At 71.1% G+C, this 20,726-nt stretch carries 16 protein-coding genes; 11 read left to right on the plus strand and 5 right to left on the minus strand.

Going from position 1 to position 20,726, the window contains the following annotated elements; genetic code table 11:
• The first annotated feature begins 5 nt into the window (after positions 1-5).
• The 7 genes from AB0F56_RS07530 (at position 6) to AB0F56_RS07560 (ending at position 6,923) form a co-directional block, all read left to right on the plus strand.
• Positions 6-854 carry a M24 family metallopeptidase gene (locus AB0F56_RS07530; protein ID WP_362005244.1) on the plus strand — a complete coding sequence of 283 codons (849 nt, stop codon included), beginning with the start codon at positions 6-8 and terminating at the stop codon, positions 852-854.
• A gap of 2 nt (positions 855-856) precedes the next feature.
• Positions 857-2,632 (plus strand): SDR family oxidoreductase, encoded by a 1,776-nt coding sequence (locus tag AB0F56_RS07535; protein ID WP_362006100.1) that lies wholly within the window; start codon positions 857-859, stop codon positions 2,630-2,632.
• 99 nt (positions 2,633-2,731) lie between these two features.
• Complete coding sequence (locus AB0F56_RS07540) at positions 2,732-3,706, plus strand: MerR family transcriptional regulator (RefSeq protein ID WP_362005246.1); 975 nt, start codon at positions 2,732-2,734, stop codon at positions 3,704-3,706.
• Positions 3,707-3,852: 146 nt separating this feature from the next.
• The gene (locus AB0F56_RS07545; RefSeq protein ID WP_362006103.1) at positions 3,853-4,395 is read left to right on the plus strand and encodes an RNA 2'-phosphotransferase; all 543 of its coding nucleotides are present in this window, start codon (positions 3,853-3,855) and stop codon (positions 4,393-4,395) included.
• A 105-nt stretch (positions 4,396-4,500) separates the two neighbouring features.
• Positions 4,501-4,953, plus strand: coding sequence for a hypothetical protein (locus tag AB0F56_RS07550; RefSeq protein WP_362005249.1), 453 nt, complete (start codon positions 4,501-4,503; stop codon positions 4,951-4,953).
• A 106-nt stretch (positions 4,954-5,059) separates the two neighbouring features.
• On the plus strand, positions 5,060-5,962 hold the full coding sequence (locus AB0F56_RS07555) for an LLM class flavin-dependent oxidoreductase (protein ID WP_362005252.1): 903 nt from the start codon (positions 5,060-5,062) through the stop codon (positions 5,960-5,962).
• Positions 5,963-6,065: 103 nt separating this feature from the next.
• Positions 6,066-6,923, plus strand: coding sequence for a Cof-type HAD-IIB family hydrolase (locus tag AB0F56_RS07560; RefSeq protein WP_362005255.1), 858 nt, complete (start codon positions 6,066-6,068; stop codon positions 6,921-6,923).
• Positions 6,924-6,960: 37 nt separating this feature from the next.
• On the opposite strand, the gene AB0F56_RS07565 is transcribed toward AB0F56_RS07560, so the two are convergent.
• The 4 genes from AB0F56_RS07565 to AB0F56_RS07580 are packed head-to-tail and all read right to left on the minus strand — an operon-like array spanning position 6,961 to position 14,900.
• On the minus strand, positions 6,961-8,673 hold the full coding sequence (locus tag AB0F56_RS07565) for a GAF domain-containing protein (protein ID WP_362005257.1): 1,713 nt from the start codon (positions 8,671-8,673) through the stop codon (positions 6,961-6,963).
• A gap of 20 nt (positions 8,674-8,693) precedes the next feature.
• Positions 8,694-12,350 carry a thiol reductant ABC exporter subunit CydD gene (cydD, locus tag AB0F56_RS07570; RefSeq protein WP_362005260.1) on the minus strand — a complete coding sequence of 1,219 codons (3,657 nt, stop codon included), beginning with the start codon at positions 12,348-12,350 and terminating at the stop codon, positions 8,694-8,696.
• 15 nt (positions 12,351-12,365) lie between these two features.
• A complete protein-coding gene (gene cydB, locus AB0F56_RS07575) occupies positions 12,366-13,373 on the minus strand; it encodes a cytochrome d ubiquinol oxidase subunit II (RefSeq protein WP_362005262.1) in 1,008 nt (335 codons plus the stop codon).
• 18 nt (positions 13,374-13,391) lie between these two features.
• Positions 13,392-14,900: a cytochrome ubiquinol oxidase subunit I gene (locus AB0F56_RS07580; RefSeq protein ID WP_362005265.1), complete on the minus strand. Its 1,509-nt coding sequence runs from the start codon at positions 14,898-14,900 to the stop codon at positions 13,392-13,394.
• Positions 14,901-15,106: 206 nt separating this feature from the next.
• Here AB0F56_RS07580 and AB0F56_RS07585 point away from each other — a divergent pair, with 206 nt between their 5' ends.
• On the plus strand, positions 15,107-15,487 hold the full coding sequence (locus tag AB0F56_RS07585; RefSeq protein WP_362005268.1) for a cyclophilin-like fold protein: 381 nt from the start codon (positions 15,107-15,109) through the stop codon (positions 15,485-15,487).
• A 107-nt stretch (positions 15,488-15,594) separates the two neighbouring features.
• On the opposite strand, the gene hisC is transcribed toward AB0F56_RS07585, so the two are convergent.
• Positions 15,595-16,692 (minus strand): histidinol-phosphate transaminase, encoded by a 1,098-nt coding sequence (hisC, locus tag AB0F56_RS07590; protein WP_362006106.1) that lies wholly within the window; start codon positions 16,690-16,692, stop codon positions 15,595-15,597.
• Between the two features lie 396 nt (positions 16,693-17,088).
• Here hisC and AB0F56_RS07595 point away from each other — a divergent pair, with 396 nt between their 5' ends.
• The 3 genes from AB0F56_RS07595 (at position 17,089) to AB0F56_RS07605 (ending at position 20,678) form a co-directional block, all read left to right on the plus strand.
• Positions 17,089-18,195, plus strand: coding sequence for a LacI family DNA-binding transcriptional regulator (locus tag AB0F56_RS07595; RefSeq protein WP_315894917.1), 1,107 nt, complete (start codon positions 17,089-17,091; stop codon positions 18,193-18,195).
• 225 nt (positions 18,196-18,420) lie between these two features.
• Complete coding sequence (locus tag AB0F56_RS07600) at positions 18,421-19,644, plus strand: metallophosphoesterase (protein WP_362006108.1); 1,224 nt, start codon at positions 18,421-18,423, stop codon at positions 19,642-19,644.
• A gap of 161 nt (positions 19,645-19,805) precedes the next feature.
• On the plus strand, positions 19,806-20,678 hold the full coding sequence (locus tag AB0F56_RS07605; RefSeq protein ID WP_362005271.1) for a hypothetical protein: 873 nt from the start codon (positions 19,806-19,808) through the stop codon (positions 20,676-20,678).
• Positions 20,679-20,726: the final 48 nt, after the last annotated feature.

The raw sequence follows: 20,726 nt of genomic DNA on the forward strand, positions 1-20,726 counted from the left end.
GTGGCATGACCTCAGCAGTGGCAAGCGAACTGACCGCGGAACTGCGCGGGTTCAGAGAAGTGCAGCGCCTGTCGTACGCGTGCGCGGAAGCCGTCGCGGCGCAGCTGCGACCGGGCGTGACCGAGCGCGAGGCCGCGAAGATGCAGCGCGACTGGCTGCACGAGCGGGGTGTGCGGGACTGGTTCCACCGGCCCTTCGCCTGGTTCGGCGACCGCACGGCCTTCGTCGACTTCAAGATCCCGCTGCAGTTCTTCCCCACGAACCGGCGCCTCGAAGCGGGGATGCCCTTCATCCTCGACATGGCGCCCGTCTTCAAGGGCTACACCTCGGACATCGGCTACTCCGGCTGCCTGGGCCTCAACCCGGTCCACGACAAGCTGCTCGCCGATCTGCGGGCCCACCGGGAGCTGATCCTGACCGAGGTGCGTGAGCGCCGCTCGCTGCGCGAGATCTACGAGGACGTGGACCGGCTCATGGTCCGCCAGGGGTACGCCAACCGGCACCGCGCGTATCCGTTCGGCGTGATCGCCCACAAGATCGACCGGGTCAGGGAGCGCCGTTGGTCGCCCACGCTCTTCGGCTTCGGCACCCAGTCGCTGAAGGGTCTGGCGAGCGACGCGATCCACGGCCACCGCGACGGCTGGTCGCCGCTCTGGTCGCCGTACACGTTCTCCGACCACCCGCCCCAGCCGGGCCTGTGGGCGGTCGAACCGCACCTCGGGTTCCGGGGTACGGGCGCGAAGTTCGAGGAGATCCTCGTGGTCACCGACTCGAAGGACCCGCAGCAGAGCGCTTTCTGGCTGGACGACGACCTGCCGCACGTGCGGCGCTGGAACGAGGAGGGGGCGGCATGAGCGTGGGACTGACGGGGGCGCGGGAGCGCTGGGTCCGTACGGGCGGGATCGAGCTGTGCGTGGCCGAGCTGGGCGACGCCGACCGGCCGACGGTCCTCCTGGTGCACGGGTACCCGGACTCCAAGGAGGTCTGGTCGGAGGTCGCCCACCGGCTCGCGGAGCGGTTCCACGTCGTGCTGTACGACGTCCGGGGCCACGGCCGGTCCACGGCGCCGACGCCGCTGCGGGGCGGGTTCACGCTGGAGAAGCTGACGGACGACTTCCTGGCCGTCGCCGACGCGGTGAGCCCGGACCGGCCGGTGCACCTGGTCGGACACGACTGGGGCTCGGTGCAGTCCTGGGAGTTCGTGACCGTGCCCCGCACCGAGGGTCGCATCGCCTCCTTCACCTCGATGTCCGGCCCCTCCCTCGACCACTTCGGGCACTGGATCAAGCAGCGCATGACGAGGCCCACCCCGCGCAGGGTCGGCCAGCTCCTCGGCCAGGGCGCCAAGTCCTGGTACGTGTACATGCTGCACACCCCCGTCCTGCCCGAGCTGGCCTGGCGCGGACCGCTCGGCAAGCGGTGGCCGAAGCTCCTGGAGCGGGTCGAGAAGGTCCCGGCCGGCGACTATCCGACGCCGTCGCTGCCGAACGACGCGGCGCACGGAGCCTGGCTCTACCGCGACAACGTCCGCCCGCGGCTGAGCCGGCCGCGCGCCGACGCCTACGCCCACGCGCCCGTGCAGCTGATCACGCCCACCGGCGACGCGTTCCTGTCCGAGCGGCTCTACGACGACCTCGCCACCTGGGTCCCCGAGCTGACCCGGCGCTCCCTGCCGGCCAAGCACTGGGTCCCGCGCACCAGGCCCGACCAGCTGGCCGCCTGGATCGGCGAGTTCGTCCGGGCGAACGAGGACCCGGCGACCAAGGCCCCGGTCACGGCCGCGAAGAGCACGGCCGACCCGGTGTACGCGGAGCGGTTCGGCGGCCAGTTGGTGCTGGTCACGGGAGCGGCCAGCGGCATCGGCCGGGCCACCGCCTTCGCCTTCGCCGAGGCGGGCGCGCGGGTCGTCGCGGTCGACCGGGACGGCGAGGGCGCGGCGCGCACGGCCGAGATGGCCCGGCTGATCGGCGCACCGGAGGCCTGGGGGGAGACCGTCGACGTCAGCGACGAGCAGGCCATGGAGAAGCTGGCGGCGAAGGTCGCGAGCGAGTACGGCATCGTGGACGTCCTCGTCAACAACGCGGGGATCGGCCTCTCGGGCTCGTTCTTCGCGACGACGAGCGAGGACTGGAAGAAGGTCCTCGACGTCAATCTCTGGGGCGTCATCCACGGTTGCCGGATCTTCGGCGGTCAGATGGCCGAGCGCGGCCAGGGCGGCCACATCGTCAACACCGCCTCCGCCGCCGCCTTCCAGCCGTCCCGCGCCCTGCCCGCGTACAGCACGTCCAAGGCGGCCGTGCTGATGCTGAGCGAGTGCCTGCGCGCCGAGCTGGCCGGCCAGGGCATCGGCGTCTCGGCGATCTGCCCGGGCATCGTGAACACCAACATCACGGCGACGGCCAAGTTCGCCGGAGCCGGCGAGGAGGAGCAGAGCCGCCGCCAGAAGAAGGCCTCCCGGCTGTACGGGCTGCGCAACTACCCGCCGGAGAAGGTCGCGGACGCGATCCTGCGCGCCGTCGTGCGCGACGAGGCCGTCGTCCCTGTCACCCCCGAGGCACGCGGCGCCCACGTCCTGTCCCGCCTCGCGCCCAGGGCCCTGCGGGCGATAGCCCGCCTCGAGCCGCCCGCGTGAGGGTCGTACGGGCGGTGTAGGGACCGTACGATCCCTGGCGGGCGGCCCCGGGTGTGAGAGACGCGATCGGGCGGCAGGAGCGAGCGGGTGGGAGCGGACGTGACGGAGCAGACGGCACAGGGGGCGCCTTCGGCGCAGACCTCCCCGGTGGAGTACCGGATCGAGGACCTCGCCCACCACAGCGGTGCCACGGTCCGCACGATCCGCGCCTACCAGGACCGCGGCCTGCTCCCCCGCCCCGAGCGCCGGGGCAGGTCCAATGTGTACGGGGACACCCATCTGGCCCGGCTCCGGCAGATCGCCGACCTGCTGGACCGCGGCTACACCCTGGCTTCGATCAAGGAGCTGCTGGAGGCCTGGGACGCGGGCCGCGGGCTCGGCGGCGTCCTGGGTCTGGTCGCCGAGGTCGACGGGCCGTGGACGGACGAGAAGGCCGACCGGATCTCCCGCGCGGAGCTGGACGCCACGTTCGGCGGCAAGCCCGACGAGGACGCCATCAGGGAGGCGATCGAGCTCGGCGTCCTGGAGCGAATCCCGGACCGCGAGGACGAGTTCCTGGTGCCGAGCCCCCAAGAGCTCGCGGTGGCGGCCGAGTTGTACGAGGCGGGTGTTCCGCTGACCGCGATCTCCGGACATCTGAGGGAACTTCGCGTCCAGGTCGAGCACATCGCCTCGCGCTTCCTGGAGTTCACGACCGAGCACGTCTTCGCCCGCTATCTGGAGCACCGGCCGCCGACGGACGCCGACGCCTCCGAGGCGGCGGCGATGGTGCGCCGTCTTCGACCGCTCGCCCAGCAGACCGTGGACGCGGAACTCGCGCGCGCGATGCGCCTGTTCGCCACCCGGCACCTCCAGCACCACCTGTCGCCCGAGCCTCCGCCTCTCCGCGAGAACGACCCGCGCCCGGTGGTGCTCCCGTCCGGAACGATTCGGGCCGTACAGCGGCTGGTTGGCGCGGAGAACGTGGCGGCGTTCGTCGCTGCGGCCGCTGAACGGGAGGTACAGACGCGGACATTGGACACCCTTGCGTCAAATCACGCAGAAATCAGCGAAATAGATCAAGTCATCCGATAGCGCAAGGATGTTGTCCACAGAATCGCCAAATCCCCTGTGGATAACTCAAGTTGGCTGTGGATCAAACATCCGAGCCGAATTCATCCGAACCGAAATCAATGGCCGCCCGATCCGAGCTCCGTCATGCTGGCGCCATGAACGGACCCATGGACGAGAGACGCACTGTGAAGGTGTCCAAGTACCTCTCGAAACACCTGCGGCACCAACCCGAGCGGATCGGCCTGGTCCTCGATCCGAACGGCTGGACCGAGATCGACGCCCTCCTGCGCGCGGCCCGCGAGCACGGCTTCCCGATCACCCGCGCCGAGCTGGACCACGTCGTCGCCGCCAACGACAAGAAGCGCTTCGCCATCGACGGCAGCCGGATCAGGGCCAGCCAGGGCCACACCGTCCAGGTCGACCTCGACCTGCCACCCGCGCAGCCGCCCGCGTACCTCTACCACGGTACGGTCGCCGCCAGTCTGGACGGCATCCGAGCCGAGGGCCTGCGCCCCATGGCCCGCCACCACGTCCACCTCTCCCCCGACCGGGAGACCGCGACCCGCGTCGGAGCACGCCGGGGCCGTCCCGTGGTCCTCAGCGTGGACGCGGGCGCGATGCACCGGGCCGGCCACGTCTTCCACGTCAGCGCCAACGGCGTCTGGCTGACCGACGCCGTACCCCCGGAGTTCCTCCGCTTCCCCGGCTGATCCCCAAGCTGATCCCTGACCGATCCCTGGCTGATCCCTGACCAGTCCCTGACTGATCCCCGGTCGACCCAGCCGGAACCGGTCCCCTCGGGCATGATCGATCCCATGGCACATCCGCACCTGCCCACCACCGAATCGGCCGTCACCGTGCTCCGCGAGATCGCCCGCGAGTTCAACCTGGAGATGACGGTCACCGACGACATCGGTGCCGACCAGACATCCCGCCGGATCTCCTCCGGCGCCTTCGCCGTTCTCGACGCGGACGGCACGCTCCCGCACGAGGCCTTCGTCGAACTCGGCGGCAGCCCGGCGGTGACCGTCCAGCTCTTCCCGGAGGACGACGCGAAGATCGATGTCGACGGCGTGGAGTTCGCGGACGTCCCCCGCGACGCCGTCCCCGCCTTCGTACACTCCGTCCACGGCGGGCTCGCGTACGTGAAAGGCAAGTTCTTCCCGCCCGGCTGGTGGCTGGTCGTGCCCGTTCCCGGCGACGAGACGTACAAGGAGCTCGTCCTGCGCGGCACGCTGACCCCCTGGATGAGCCGACAGGTCCGCTGACGGGACCGGGCTGGGCCGCGCCCCCACCGGCGCCCGCCTCCTGGGCGCCTGTGCGGCGTCTCCGCCGCCCTGCGAGCTGCCCGGGCCCCGCCGTAGGCTCGTGGGCATGACCTTGCGCCTGAGCACCGTGATCCTTCCCGTCCACCGCTGGCACGACGGCGGCCGCGAGCGCTGGCAGCGTGCCGAGGAGCTCGGCTTCCACGCCGGCTACACCTACGACCACCTGTCCTGGCGGACCTTCCGCGACGGCCCCTGGTTCGGCGCCCTGCCCACGCTCACCGCCGCCGCGACGGCCACCGAGCGGCTCCGCCTCGGCACCCTGGTCACCTCGCCCAACTTCCGCCACCCGGTGACGCTCGCCAAGGAGCTGATCTCCCTCGACGACATCTCGGACGGCCGGGTCACGCTCGGCATCGGGGCCGGCGGCGACGGCTTCGACGCGACCGTGCTCGGGCAGGACAAGTGGACGCCGAAGGAGCGGGCCGACCACTTCGGCGAGTTCCTGCCCCTGCTCGACCGGCTGCTCACCGAGGACGCCGTGACCGAGCGGGGGACGCACTACTCGGCCGACGAGGCCCGCAACATCCCCGGCTGCGTCCAGCGTCCGCGCCTGCCCTTCGCCGTCGCGGCGACCGGGCCGCGCGGCCTGAAGCTCGCCGCCCGGTACGGCCAGGCCTGGGTGACGACCGGTGACCCGAAGCTGTACGAGAACGGCACGCCCGAGGAGTCCGTCGCGGCCATCCGGGGCCAGGTCGAGAAGCTCGGCAAGGCGTGCGCGGAGATCGGCCGGGACGTGGCCGAGCTGGACAAGATCCTGCTCACCGGCTTCACCCCGGACCGGAGCCGGCCTCTGGAGTCCGTGGGCGCCTTCGTCGACTTCGCCGGACGGCACAAGGAGCTCGGCTTCACCGAGATCGTGATCCACTGGCCGATCCCCGACTCGGACTTCGCCGCCGACCAGCGCGTCTTCGAGCAGATCGCCACCGAGGCCCTCGCCCAGCTCGTGTGACGAGCGGCCGCACCCGTCACGCGCATCTGAGAGGGCCCGGTCCGGCCCTCTCAGATGTGCGCCCCTTCGCACGCCCGTGCACAGAGTGCGGAACAATGGATCGGTGACCTCACCCCACTCCGCGCGCAGCGCCGCCCCGGCCCCCCGACTCATCGCCACCGACCTCGACGGCACCCTGCTGCGCGACGACAAGTCCGTGTCGGAGCGCACGGTCGCCGCGCTCGCCGCCGCGGAGCGGGCTGGCATCGAGGTCTTCTTCGTCACCGGGCGCCCGGCCCGCTGGATGGACGTCGTCAGCGACCACGTCCACGGCCACGGCCTCGCGATCTGCGCCAACGGCGCCGCCGTCGTCGACCTGCACTCCGGGGGCACGTTCGTGGAGGTGCGCCCGCTGGCACGGGAGATCGCGCTCGACGTCGTGGCGACGCTGCGCGCCGCGGCCCCCGGCACGTCCTTCGCCGTCGAGCTGACCACCGGAATCCACTACGAGCCGCAGTACCCGCCGTTCTTCCTCGACCCGGGCGCCACCGTCGCCTCCGCCGAGAAGCTGCTCTTCGAGGAGGTGCCGGGCGCCGCCGCCCCGGTCCTCAAGCTCCTCGCCCAGCACCCGGACCTCGACCCCGACGCCTTCCTCGCCACCGCCAAGGCGGCCGCGGGCACGCTGGCCTCGTTCACCCGGTCCAGCCCGACGGCCCTCCTGGAGATCAGCGGCCCCGATGTCTCCAAGGCCTCCACCCTGGCCCTCTGCTGCGCCGAGCGCGGCATCTCCGCCGAGGAGGTCGTCGCCTTCGGTGACATGCCCAACGACATCGAGATGCTCAGCTGGGCCGGCCGTTCCTACGCGATGGGCAACGCGCACCCGGACGTGATCGCCGCAGCCTCCGGCCGCACGGTCGCCAACAACGAGGACGGCGTGGCCGCCGTCATCGAGCGGATCCTCGCGGGCACGCTCGACGACTGAGCGGCAGCCTCCTGGCAAGGGCGCCGGCAGGGGCCGCCTACAGCGGCGCCTGCCACACCACCGTCGTACCGCCGCCGTCCTCGCCGATGCCCGGTCCGCACCAGCTCGAACCGCCCAACGACTCCGCGCGTCGGGCGAGGTTGCGCAGTCCGCTGCGCCGCCCGCCCTCCGGGATGCCGACGCCGTCGTCCGCGACCGAGAGCCGGACACCGGGGGTGCCGTCCGGAAGTTCGACGCCCGAGTCGACCACCACCTCGATCCTGGTGGCGTGCGCGTGCCGGAAGGCGTTGGAGAGGGCCTCGCGCAGGGCCGCGATGAGGTTCTTGCCGGTGAGTTCGCCGACCGTCGAGTCGATCACGCCGAGGAAGCGGTGCGCGGGCTTGAAGCCGAGTGGCACGGCGGCCATGTTGATCTCCCGCAGCACGCGGGTGCGCAGCCCGGAGGGCGCCTCGGCGGGCCCCTGCTGGAGGGCGAAGATCGCGGTACGGATCTCCTGGATGGTCACGTCGAGTTCGTCGACCGCCTTGCCGACGCCCTCGCGCACCGCGGGCACGATCGACTTCCGCTGGGCGCTCTCCAGCATCATCCCGGTGGCGAAGAGCCGCTGGATGACCAGATCGTGCAGGTCACGGGCGATCCGGTCGCGGTCCTCGTAGACGGCGAGCCGCTCCCGGTCGCGCTGGGCCTCGGCCATCATCAGGGCGAGCGCCGCCTGCGAGGCGAACTGCGTCCCGAGCGTCCGCTCGGCCTCCGTGAACGGCCGGGCGCCACGCGCGCGTGGCGTGGCGAGCGCGCCGAGCACCCGTCCGCCGCTCTGCAGGGGCAGCAGCATGCTGGGTCCGTACTCGGCGGCGACGCGGCTGACCATGCGCGGGTCGGTGGAGGCGTCCTCCACGAACACCGCCTCGCCCTCCAGGAGTCGGTCCACCACGGCGCTCTCGGGCGGGATCACCACGCCCAGCGACTTGGTCGGTGCGTCGGAGGAGACGGCGACGATCTCCAGGCCGCCGTCCTCGGCCGGCAGCAGGACGATCCCGGCCGCCGCGTCCGCGAGCCTGCGGGCCTGCTCGGCGACCACGGTCAGGGCGTCGTCCGCGTCGCCGCCGGAGAGCAGGGCGGTGGTGACGGCCACGGAACCGTCGATCCAGCGCTCGCGCTGCCGGGCCGCCTCGTAGAGCCGGGCGTTGCCGATGGCGATGCCCGCCTCGGTCGCCAGGACCCGGACCATGTGGACGTCGTAGTCGTTGAACTCGCCGCCGTCGGTCTTCTCCGCCAGGTAGAGATTGCCGAAGATCTCGCCCTGGACCCGGATCGGGACCCCGAGGAAGGTCCGCATCGGAGGGTGGCCGGGCGGGAATCCGGCGGAGCGCGGATCGGTGGACAGATCGGCGAGCCGGATCGTCTGGGGGTCCCGGATCAGCGCCCCGAGCAGCCCCGCGTGCCCGTCGGGGCGCCGCCCGATCCGGCGCGCGACCTCCTCGTCGACACCGAAGGTGACGAAGTCGGAGAGGCCCTTGCCCTCCTCGTCGACGACTCCGATCGCCGCGTAGCGGGAGCCGGCGAGTTCGGCCGCCGTCTCGCAGATGCGGTCGAGCGTGGAGTGCAGTTCGAGCCCGGTGCCGACCGAGCGCATGGCCTCCAGGAGCTGCGGCACGCGCGCGGTGAGCTCCGTGGAGAGCCCCTGGAGGCTGCGGGTGGCCTGGGTGGCGGCTTCCAGGGGGTCCGGGAGATCGGGCACGGCGGCGGTCATGGGCTTGAGCCTAGTAAGTCCTATTTGGCGAGAAAAGTCGGGCGCTCCGATGTCGCACCCGCCGCCTGCCCCGGGGTCTGTCCCAATGCCCCCGAAGCCCGCCCCTCAGGTCCTCCGACAGGCCCTCCTGGAGTCCGTCCCACCGGTCCTCCCGGCGCGACCAGCAGGTCCGTCTCGCGCTCCTGCTCCAGCATCCGCCGCAGCGGCCCCTCGGCCCGCGCCAACTCCGCGTACGTTCCGCGCTGCACCGTACGGCCCTCGGCCAGGACCACCACCTCGTCGACCGCGTCGAGGCCGTGCAGCCGGTGGGTGATGAGGACCGTCGTACGGCCCTCGGTGGCCCGCAGCAGGTCGTCGGTGAGCGCGTCCGCCGTGGCCAGGTCGAGGTGCTCGGCCGGCTCGTCCAGGACGAGGACCGGGAAGTCGGCGAGGAGCGCGCGGGCGAGCGCGAGGCGCTGCCGCTGCCCGCCGGAGAGCCGCGAGCCGTGCTCGCCGACCAGCGTGTCGAGACCGTCCGGCAGGCCCTCCACCCAGCCCAGGAGCCGCGCCCGGCCCAGGGCCGCCCGCAGCTCGTCGTCGCTCGCGCCGGTACGGGCCAGCCGGAGGTTCTCGCGGATGGAGCTGTCGAAGATGTGGGCGTCCTGCGCGCAGAGCCCGACGAGGCGGCGGACGTCGTCGCCGTCGAGATCGGTCGCCTCCACTCCGCCGATCCGGTACGAACCCGACTCGGCGTCCAGGAAGCGGAGCAGCACCTGCGCGAGCGTGGTCTTGCCCGAGCCGGACGCCCCGACGACGGCGACGCGCCGCCCGGCCTCCAGGGTCAGGGCGAAGCCGCTGAGCGCCTCGGCCTGTTGCCCCGCGTGGCGCGCGGAGAGACCGGCGACCTCCAGCGGGAAGGGGTTCGCCGGCGGTGCGGCGGGCCGCTCGGGCTCGCGCACGGGGACGGGGGCGTCCAGGACCTCGTACACCCGCTCGGCGCTGCGCTTGACCCGCTGGCGGTACTGGACGGCGAGCGGCAGCCCGGTGACGGCCTCGAAGGCGGCGAGCGGGGTCAGGACGACGACGGCGAGCGTCACACCGTCGAGGCGGCCGTCGCGCACCGCCTGGACACCGACGAACGCGGCCGCGGCCACCGTCAGACCGCAGGCGAGCGCGGAGAGCCCGGCCCCGATCGCGGTCGCGGCGGCCTGCCGGGAGGCGATGGAGGTGAGCGTACGGTCGGCCCCGCGGGCCCGGTCGATACGGCCCTTCAACGCTCCGGCGACCGTCAGTTCGGCGCACCCGCGCAGCAGGTCGACGACCGTGACGGTGAGGGCGCCCCGGGCGGGGGCGAGCTGACGCTCGGCACGACGGGCGATCGCCCCGCTCAGCAGCGGTACGGCCACACCGGCGGCGAGCAGGCCCACGGCGAGGACGGCCCCGGCCTCGGGCAGCAGCCAGGCGGTGAACCCGACGGAACCGACACCCACGACGAGGGCCGCGACCGCGGGCAGCAGCCAGCGCAGCCAGTAGTCCTGGAGCGCGTCGACGTCCTGGACGAGCCGCGACAACAGGTCACCGCGCCGGCTGCGCCGCAGCCCGGCGGGGGCGATGCGCTCCAGGCGCCGGTAGACGGCGACCCGCAGCTCCGCGAGCATCCGCAGCACGGCGTCGTGCGACACGATCCGCTCGGCGTACCGGAACACGGCCCTGCCGATGCCGAACGCCCGCGTCGCCGTGACGGCCATCATCAGATAGAGCACCGGGGGCTGTTCGGAGGCCCGGGAGATGAGCCACCCGGACACCGCCATGAGCCCCACGGCCGAACCAAGGGCAAGACTGGCGAGCAGGAGGGCAAGCCCCATCCGCCCGCGCAGCTCCCCGGCCATGGCACGGACCCGCCCGAAGACCGAACGCGCGCCACGCGCGCCCGCCCCGTCGCCGGGGCCACCTGCGGCGGACACCTCGGCATCGACAGAACCGGCGGGACCGGCTGAACCGGTAGCAGCGGCAGGCGCGTCCTCATCGCCCCGCTCGGGCTCCCGCAGCTCCTCCGGACCACCCGCACGCCCCAGTTCGACCACCCGGTCCGCGACCGCGAGGAGGGCCGGGCGGTGGACGACCAGCAGGACCGTGCGGCCGGCCGTGAGTCGGCGGACCGCGTCGACCACGGCCGCCTCGGTCTCGCCGTCCAGCGCCGCCGTGGGCTCGTCCAGGAGCAGCAACGGCCGGTCGGCCAGGAACGCGCGGGCCAGAGCGAGCCGTTGCCGCTGACCGGCCGAGAGACCCGCGCCGTCCTCGCCGAGCAGGGTGTCCACGCCCTCCGGCAGAGACCCGACGAACCCGTCCGCACCGGCGTCCCGCAGGGCCTCCCCTACCGCCTCGTCGGAGGCGTCCGGGCGGGCCAGCCGGATGTTCTCGGCGATGGTGCCCGCGAAGAGGTACGGCCGTTGCGGCACCCAGGCGATCCGCGACCGCCACTCCTCCACGTCCAGCGAGCCGAGCTCCAGGCCCCCGACGCGGACCGAACCGCCCGCCTCAGGTGCGGCGAACCCCAGCACGACATCGAGGAGCGTCGACTTGCCGACGCCGCTCGGCCCCACCAGGGCGACCGTCTCACCGGGCTCCACCACCAGCGAGGCCCGGTCCAACGAGGCCTCGGAGCGTCCCGTGTGACGAACGGTCACGTTCTCCAGCTCGAGACGGGTCGAGGACGGCACCGCGCTCGAGCCGTGCTCGGGCGCCGGGTTCTCCAGTACCTCGAAGATCTCCTCGGCAGCCGCCAACCCCTCCGCCGCCGCGTGGTACTGCGCCCCCACCTGGCGGATGGGCAGGTAGGCCTCGGGCGCCAGCACCAGGATGACCAGACCCGTGTACAGGTCGAGCTCACCGTGGACCAGCCGCATGCCGATCGTGACGGCGACCAGTGCCACCGAGAGCGTCGCGAGGAGTTCCAGGGCGAAGGAGGAGAGGAAGGCGATGCGCAGCGTCTTCATCGTCGCCCGCCGGTACTCCGACGTGATGGCGCGGATCGACTCGGCCTGCGCCTTGGCGCGGCCGAAGACCTTGAGCGTCGGAAGCCCCGCCACCACGTCGAGGAAGTGACCCGAAAGACGTGACAGCAGCTTCCACTGCCGGTCCATCCGGGCCTGGGTGTACCAGCCGATGAGGACCATGAAGAGCGGGATGAGCGGCAGGGTGACGACGATGATCGCCGCCGAGATCCAGTCCTCCGTGACGATCCGCGCCAGGACCGCCACCGGCACGACCACCGCGAGGCCCAGCTGCGGGAGATAGCGCGAGAAGTAGTCGTCGAGCGCGTCGACTCCGCGCGTCGCGAGGGCGGCGAGCGAGCCGGCCTTCTGGCCGCTGAGCCATCCCGGCCCCAGCGCGGCCGCCCGGGCCAGCAGCCGGCCCCGCAGTTCGGACTTGACCGCCGCGCTGGCCCTATGGGCGGCCAGCTCGGTCAGCCAGGAGACCAGGCCACGCCCCGCAGCCACTCCGGCGAGCAGCAGCAGGGGCGTGGTCAGGTCGGAAACCGACAGGCCCTTCTGGAAGGCGCCCACCACCACTTCGGCGATGAGCATGGCCTGGGCGACGACCAGCGCCGCCCCAGCCAGGCCGAGCGCCACGACCGCTCCGAGGAAGAAGCGGGTGGCCCTGGCGTACCGGAGCAGACGCGGATCGATCGGTTTCACGTGAAACATCCCCCACTAGTGAGCGGCGTCGGGCGCGATGTGCTGCGCCCCGATCCGCTTACGGAACACCCAGTACGTCCAGCCCTGGTAGAGCAGCACCAGCGGGGTGGCGATCGCGGCACACCAGGTCATGATCTTCAGGGTGTACGGGCTCGACGACGCGTTCGTCACGGTAAGACTCCACTCGGGGTTGAGCGAAGACGGCATGACGTTCGGGAAGAGCGTGAAGAAGAGCATCGCCACTGCGGCGGCGATCGTGATGCCCGAGAGCGCGAACGACCAGCCCTCGCGCCCCACCTTGATCGCCCCGATGGCACCGACCAGCGCCACCACCGCGACGAGCATGGCACCCAGGCTCCAGCCGTCGCCCTTGTCCGCCTGGGTCCAGATCAGGAAGCCCAGCGCGAGGACGGCCGTGACCAGACCCAGCTTCAGCGCGAGCGAGCGGGCCCTGGCCCGGATGTCCCCCACCGTCTTGAGCGCGGCGAAGACCGTGCCGTGGAAGGTGAAGAGGGCGAGCGTGACCAGGCCGCCGAGGATCGCGTACGGGTTGAGCAGGTCGAAGAAGGTGCCGACGTACTCCTTCTCCGCGTCGATCTTCACCCCGCGCACGATGTTGCCGAAGGCGACGCCCCACAGCACGGCGGGGATCAGGGAGGTCCAGAAGATGGCCTCCTCCCAGTTGCGCTGCCAGTTCTCCTCGGGCCGCTTCGCCCGGTACTCGAAGGCGACACCGCGGACGATCAGACAGACCAGGATGATCAGCAGCGGCAGGTAGAAGCCGGAGAAGAGCGTCGCGTACCAGTCGGGGAAAGCGGCGAAGGTCGCGCCGCCCGCGGTCAGCAGCCACACCTCGTTGCCGTCCCAGACGGGCCCGATGGTGTTGATCAGGACCCGCTTCTCCGTGCGGTCGCGGGCGAGCAGCTTCGTGAGGACGCCGACCCCGAAGTCGAATCCCTCCAGGAAGAAGTAGCCGATCCAGAGGACGGCGATGAGTACGAACCAGACGTTGTGGAGTTCCATGCCTCGATCTCCTGAGCCTCAGTACGAGAAGGCCATGGGCCGGTCGGGGTCACGGTCGTCCCCGCCGATCTTGGTGGGCGGGTTGAGGTCGGCCTCGGTGAGCTCGGGCGGTCCGGCCTTGACGTACTTCACCAGCAGCTTGACCTCGATCACGGCGAGGACCGCGTAGAGCAGGGTGAAGATGATCATGGAGGTCAGGACCTCGCCCTGCGAGACACCGGGGGAGACCGCGTCCCGGGTGCGCAGCACGCCGTAGACGACCCAGGGCTGCCGGCCCATCTCGGTGAAGATCCAGCCCCACGAGTTGGCGATGAGCGGGAAGGCCATGGTCCAGAGGGCGACGATCCAGTACCACTTGGTGAACCGTGGGCTGAGCGCCTTCCGCTTGAACAGGACGAGGTTCGGCACCTCGTCCTCACCGGTCCGCATCCCCGGCGCCAGCATGAACTTCTTCCTGGTCAGCCAGAGGCCGACCATGCCGATGGCCAGCGAGGCCATGCCGAAGCCGATCATCCAGCGGAAGCCCCAGTACGCGACGGGGATGTTGGGCCGGTAGTCGCCGGGGCCGAACTTCTCCTGCTCGGCCTTGTTGATGTCGTTGATGCCCGGGACGTACGAGCTGAAGTCGTCGTTCGCCAGGAACGACAGCAGCCCGGGAATCTCTATGGCCACCTTGTTGTGACCCTTGTCGACATCGCCGTAGGCGAAGATCGAGAAGGGAGCGGGTGCCTCGCCGTCCCACAGCGCCTCGGCGGCGGCCATCTTCATCGGCTGCTGCTTGAACATGACCTTGCCGAGCAGGTCGCCGCTGATGGCCGTGCCGAGTCCGGCGATGATCAGGGTGATCAGGCCGAGTCGCAGCGAGGTCCGCATGACCGGGACGTGCTTCTTGCGGGCCAGGTGGAAGGCGGAGATGCCCACCATGAACGCGCCACCGACCAGGAACGCGGCCGTCATGGTGTGGAAGAACTGGGTGAGCGCGGTGTTCTGCGTCAGGACCAGCCAGAAGTCGGTGAGCTCGGCCCGCCCGCGCTCCTCGTTGATCCGGTAGCCGACCGGGTGCTGCATCCAGGAGTTGGCTGCGAGGATGAAGTACGCGGAGAGGATGGTGCCGATCGAGACCATCCACATGCAGGCCAGGTGGATCCTCTTCGGCAGCTTGTCCCAGCCGAAGATCCACAGGCCGATGAACGTGGACTCGAAGAAGAACGCGATCAGCGCCTCGAAGGCGAGCGGCGCGCCGAAGATGTCTCCGACGAAGCGCGAGTAGTCGGACCAGTTCATGCCGAACTGGAACTCCTGGACGATGCCGGTGACGACACCCATCGCGATGTTGATCAGGAAGAGCTTGCCCCAGAACTTCGTCGCCCTGAGGTACTTCTCCTTCTCCGTCCGCACCCAGGCCGTCTGGAGACCGGCGGTGAGCGCGGCGAGAGAGATCGTCAGAGGGACGAAGAGAAAGTGGTAGACGGTGGTGATGCCGAACTGCCATCGCGCCAGAGTCTCTGGCGCCAGAGCTAGGTCCACGTCGTCAATCTCCTTACATCGCCGTGGTCACAACGGCAGTTTGCCCCTTTAATCCCACCTATTACGGGAGGAATAGAGACACGCTTGTGAACGCGTTCACATTCACAAGCATTATGGCTCATACGAAATCCGTACGTAAGACCGGGGTACCCCTACTCGAAGGTCACCCCTTCCCCAGGCCTTCAACATATTGTTGAATCTGGGGCATGACCTTTCGGATCCGCATCTCATGGCCCGCCGGACACACCACGGCGACCCTCGAAGAAACCCCCACGAGCACGGCGCTCGCGGGGGCACTCCCGATCGTCTCCACCGCCCGCACCTGGGGCGAGGAGGTCTACTTCGACACTCCGGTCTCCACCGCCGTCGAGGCCGGCGCGCGGCAGGTGGTGGAGCCGGGCACTGTCGCGTTCTGGACGGAGGGCGACGCCCTCGCGCTCCCCTACGGCCCCACCCCGATATCCCTGGGTGACGAATGCCGGCTCGCCAGCCCGTGCAACGTGCTGGGCGCGCTCGACGGCGACCCCCGCGTCCTGGCCACTGTCAGGGACGGCGACCCGATCCGCGTGGAGCGCGCCGAGGCCTGACCGCACCGACCGGCCGACCGGCCGACCGGCCGACCGCCTGACCCGAGCCGACCGGCCAACCCCAGCCGGCACGCTCCCCAGCCGGCACGCTCCCGAGCCGACCCCTGTCAGACGTCCCTGCGGAAGCCCTCCGCCGTCTTCAGAAACAGGTCGTTCGCCTCACTCTCACCGATCGTGACGCGCACGCCCTCCCCCGCGAACGGCCGCACCACCACGCCGTGCCGTTCGCACTCCGCCGCGAAGTCCAGCGTCCGCTCACCGAGCCGCAGCCAGACGAAGTTCGCCTGGGTGTCCGGCACGGTCCAGCCCTGGGCCACGAGCCCCGCGTGGACCCGCTCGCGCTCGGCCACCAACGAGCCCACCCGTCCGAGCAGTTCGTCCTCGGCCCGCAGCGAGGCCACCGCCGCGTCCTGCGCCAGCTGACTCACGCCGAACGGCACCGCCGTCTTGCGCAGCGCCGCCGCCACCGGCTCATGGGCGATCGCGAAGCCGACCCGCAGCCCCGCCAGGCCGTACGCCTTGGAGAAGGTGCGCAGCACCGCCACGTTCGGACGGTCGCGGTACAGCTCGATGCCGTCCGGGATCTCCGTGTCCCGGACGAACTCGCGGTACGCCTCGTCGATGACCACCAGGACGTCGGAGGGCACCCGGTCCAGGAACCGCTCCAGCTCGGCCCTGCGGACCGCGGTGCCCGTGGGGTTGTTCGGGTTGCACACGAAGATCAGCCGGGTGCGGTCGGTGATCGCCTCGGCCATCGCGTCGAGGTCGTGCACCTCGCCGTCGGTCAGCGGCACCTGCACCGAGGTCGCCCCGCTGATCTGCGTGATGATCGGGTACGCCTCGAAGGACCGCCAGGCGTAGATGACCTCGTCGCCCGGGCCCGAGGTGGCCTGGATCAGCGACTGGGCGACGCCCACCGAGCCCGTGCCGGTGGCCAGGTGCGCGAGCGGCACCCCGAAGCGGTCCGCGAGCTCGTTCATCAGGCCGGTGCAGGCCATGTCCGGGTACCGGTTGAAGGCACCGGCGGCGGCCACCGCGCTCTCCATCACACCGGGCAGCGGCGGGTACGGGTTCTCGTTGGAGGACAGCTTGAAGGCGACCGGACCGCCCGCGGCGGCCGGCTTGCCCGGCTTGTAGGTGGGGATGCCGTCCAGCACGGAGCGCAGCTTCGGGCCGCCCTCGCCCGTCCCGTCCGTACCGCCCACTCCTGCGGTGTCGCTCACTGCGCTCACTGTGGTCCTCCTCGACCGTCCGTACCACCAATGCTCCTCACCTTATGAGGATTCGCCTCCGCTGCGAATGGGCTGTGGACAACGGATGGCGGATGCTGTGGACAACTGGGGGAGCGCGCGATCGGGTGGCGCGCGCTGGTGGCGGGCGCCGTGGCGCGCGTCGCCCGTAGAGGTGAGTTGAGACCTCTTCGAGACATGGGCTCCCTGGCAGGCCCATACGGGTCGACAACCATAGATCGCACGCGAGACCCCTTAACCCCCTTTCCTTCGAAGGCAATTGAGGGTTCTCGATCATGCAGAAACGTGCCTGTCAACGAGTGAATATGCGAGCGTCCCAACCACCCGCCCTCGCCCTACTATCGGCTCGCCATGACAGCAGCAGGGAAGCACCAGGTGAGCCGGGCACAGACCCGGGGAAGCCGGCAGGGGCGAGCGGGCATCCGGGATGTGGCCGCCGCCGCCGGGGTCTCCATCACGACTGTCTCCGACGCGCTCAACGGCAAGGGCCGGCTCCCGGACGCCACCCGCCGCCACGTCCGCGAGGTCGCAGATCGGCTGGGCTACCGCCCATCCGCGGCGGCCCGCACGCTCCGCACCGGCAAGTCGGGCCTCATCGGCCTGACCGTGACCACATACGGGGATGAACCTTTCACCTTCACCGAATTCGCGTACTTCGCGGAGATGGCCAGAGCCGCCACATCGGCCGCGCTCGCCCGGGGCTACGCCCTGGTCATCCTGCCCGCGACCTCCCGCCATGACGTCTGGTCGAACGTCGCCCTCGACGGCACCGTCGTCATCGACCCCTCCGACCACGACCCGGTCGTCACCGAGCTCGTCCGCCAGGGCCTGCCTGTCGTCTCCGACGGACGCCCCGCCGGCACCCTCCCGGTGACCGCCTGGGTCGACAACGACCACGAAGCCGCCGTCCTCGACCTCCTCGACCACCTCGCCGACGCCGGCGCCCGCCGGATCGGCCTTCTCACCGGCACGACCACCGACACGTACACCCGCCTGTCCACCACCGCGTACCTCAACTGGTGCGAGCGGGTCGGCCAGGACCCCGTCTACGAGGCCTATCCGGCGCACGATCCGTGCGCGGGCGCCGTCGCGGCCGACCGGCTGCTCGCCCGCCCCGACCGTCCCGACGCCGTCTACGGCCTCTTCGACCCGAACGGAACCGATCTGCTGGCGGCCGCCCGCCGCTACGGACTGCGCGTACCGGACGATCTGCTGCTGGTCTGCTGCAGCGAGTCGACCGTCTACGCCAACACCGAACCGCCCATCACGACCCTCTCGCTCAAACCGCGCCGGATCGGCACGGCCGTCGTCCAGCTCCTCATCGACGCCATCGAGGGGATCGACACCGACGGACCGGTCGAGCAGGTGATACCGACCGAACTCATCGTCCGGACGTCCTCCCAGAGGCGTTCGCCGCGAACGACGGTCAGCCCGCCCCGGTCTCCCGCGAAGGACTGAAAGGGTCGGCTTTGGGGCCGTGCCGGACACAAACTCCGGCCCGGCCCTGCTCCGACCCCGGACCGGACCTTCTCAATTCGGGCGAAACAACCGGTGAACCCGGAGTGGACCCGGATTCACCACCCCTGGTGCGTCACACAGGCGGACCCTCATTCCTATGATGGGCGCACGACACCGCGGACCACCCCGACCAGGCCGGTCCGCGATGTGCAGGGCATCGCGACGGTGGTGGAGGGGTCGATGACTCAGGGGGCCGGGCAGGAACCCGTGGTGCGCACGGCGACATTGCGTGACTTCCGCGTACCGCCGTACGCCCGCGTGCCCGTGCAGGGCCAACCCCTGGAGCCCCCCGCGGGGCATCCCGTCGTCCCCGACGAGATCGTCCGGCCCGTCGCGGACCCGACCCTCCACCTCGGCCTCGGCGCCTCCGCCCTGTCCTCCCTCACGCCCCCGGTCTCGCTCTCCTCGGCCCTTCCCGGCCACCCCGGGAACGCCTTCCCGGACGACGAGCTGCCCGAGGGCTACACCCCCACCGAGCGCGACCTCCCGGTGATCAACCGGGGAGACACCGTCCAGGTCCGCGTGGACCCGGTCCCGTCCCCCGCGCCCGCCCCGGCCGCCGGCGAGGGCCCCGGACCGCTCTACGTGGTCGGCGACGTCCACGGCTACCTCGACGAACTCGTCGCCGCCCTGCGCGAGCAGGGACTCATCGACGAGGCCGGCGCCTGGTCCGCGGGCAACGCCCGCCTCTGGTTCCTCGGCGACTTCACGGACCGCGGTCCCGACGGCATCGGGGTCATCGACCTCGTCATGCGCCTGTCCGCGGAGGCCGCCGCCGCCGGTGGCTACTGCAAGGCCCTGATGGGCAACCACGAGCTGCTCCTGATCGGCGCCAAGCGCTTCGGGGACACCCCCGTCAACTCCGGGGCCGGCACCGCCACCTTCCAGGCCGCCTGGCTGCTCAACGGCGGCCAGAAGCACGACATGGACCGGCTCCAGGACGTCCACATGCAGTGGATGGCCCGGCTCGACGCCGTGGTGGAGGAGGACGGGCATCTGCTCATGCACTCCGACACCACCGCCTACCTCGAGTACGGCAGCACCATCGAGGACGTCAACGAGACCGTCCACGAGATCCTCAACCGGAACGACGCGGACGAGGTCTGGGACGTGTTCCGCAAGTTCACCAAGCGCTTCGCCTTCCGCGACGACGCCGGCCCCCAGGCCGTCCAGGAGCTCCTCTCCACCTACGGTGGCAGCCGCGTCGTGCACGGCCACAGCCCCATCCCGTACCTCCTGGGCCAGGTCGGCACCGAGGACGGCGAGGGCGGCTCGGGCCCGGGCGTCGACGGTCCGCACGTGTACGCGGACGGACTGGCGATCGCCATGGACGGCGGCGTGACCATGGCCGGAAAGCTGCTGGTCGTCCAACTCCCCCTGCATGGCTGACGCATAACGCTGCGCATCCGGGGAAGTCGATTTCAGGAAACCCCCTGTCACCCTGTGCCATAACCGCAATACCATCGGATCATCCGTAGCAGGCTCTCCTCCGTTTCCGCCCAACCGGCCGTAAATCCCACGGTCAACGCGGCCCTACGGAGCATCGGGGGATGCACATGAACGTGGCTCCGCACCTGCTGACCGAGGATCGTGCCGAGTACGAGCGCCTCCTCGACGACGCACTGCGCAACGCGTACGACCATCCAGATCTCGCCGAGATCGGGAAACGGCTCACGGCCGGCCAACTGCGCACGATGGCGCTGAGCGCGACGGCCCTGATCACCGCCGCGGCGGCGATCGAGTACGACCACTTCGTGAAAGTCCGCGAAGAGGTCCGCTCACCGAGCGGTACGAGCGTGATGGACGCCGTCCTGACGGCGGACGGCGACGGGGCGAGCGGCGGCCCGGGAGCGGGCATCGTCGCGATCGTCACCGTCCTCGCGCCGGTCCTCGCCGGGCCGGCCGCTCTGATATTCCTGCTGGTCGGCGCCGTGCTGAAGGTGCTCGCACCCACGCTCACCGTCGCCGACACCCTGCTGACCGCGGGCTGGTTCTTCGGGGCCGTCGCCGCCGCCGGCCTCTTCTGCGCCGCCGTCGGGCTGCTGGTCACGGCGCTGCGCAACCGCTCCACGGAAGTGGCCGCGAGCGACCCACCCCGTACGGAAGCGGACGACGAGCTGTCCCGGGCCCGGGAGGCCTGGCGCCGCGCCCTGCTGGAACGGGGCATCCTGCCGTTCCTCCGCGAGGCCCTGGCCGCCCCCGGACCGCCGGACCCACCGTCCGTGCCACCGCCGCGCACCGACCGCATAGCCAAATTCGGCTACAGCGGACCGGACTTCTCCAGCCCGAACGAAGGCTCGTCCGGAACGCGCCCCACCTTCACGAGCCCCGACTACACCGGGCCCGAGTTCACGAGCCCGGACTTCACCGGCCCCGGCCACACCGGCCCGGAGATCGGCCCTTCGGAACACCGACCGGACTGAGCCGGAGCCCCAGGAGCGGCACGGCCACCTTGTTCGCGCGGACGGGGC

This window comes from Streptomyces sp. NPDC026092, from assembly GCF_040638605.1.
Classification (GTDB): domain Bacteria; phylum Actinomycetota; class Actinomycetes; order Streptomycetales; family Streptomycetaceae; genus Streptomyces.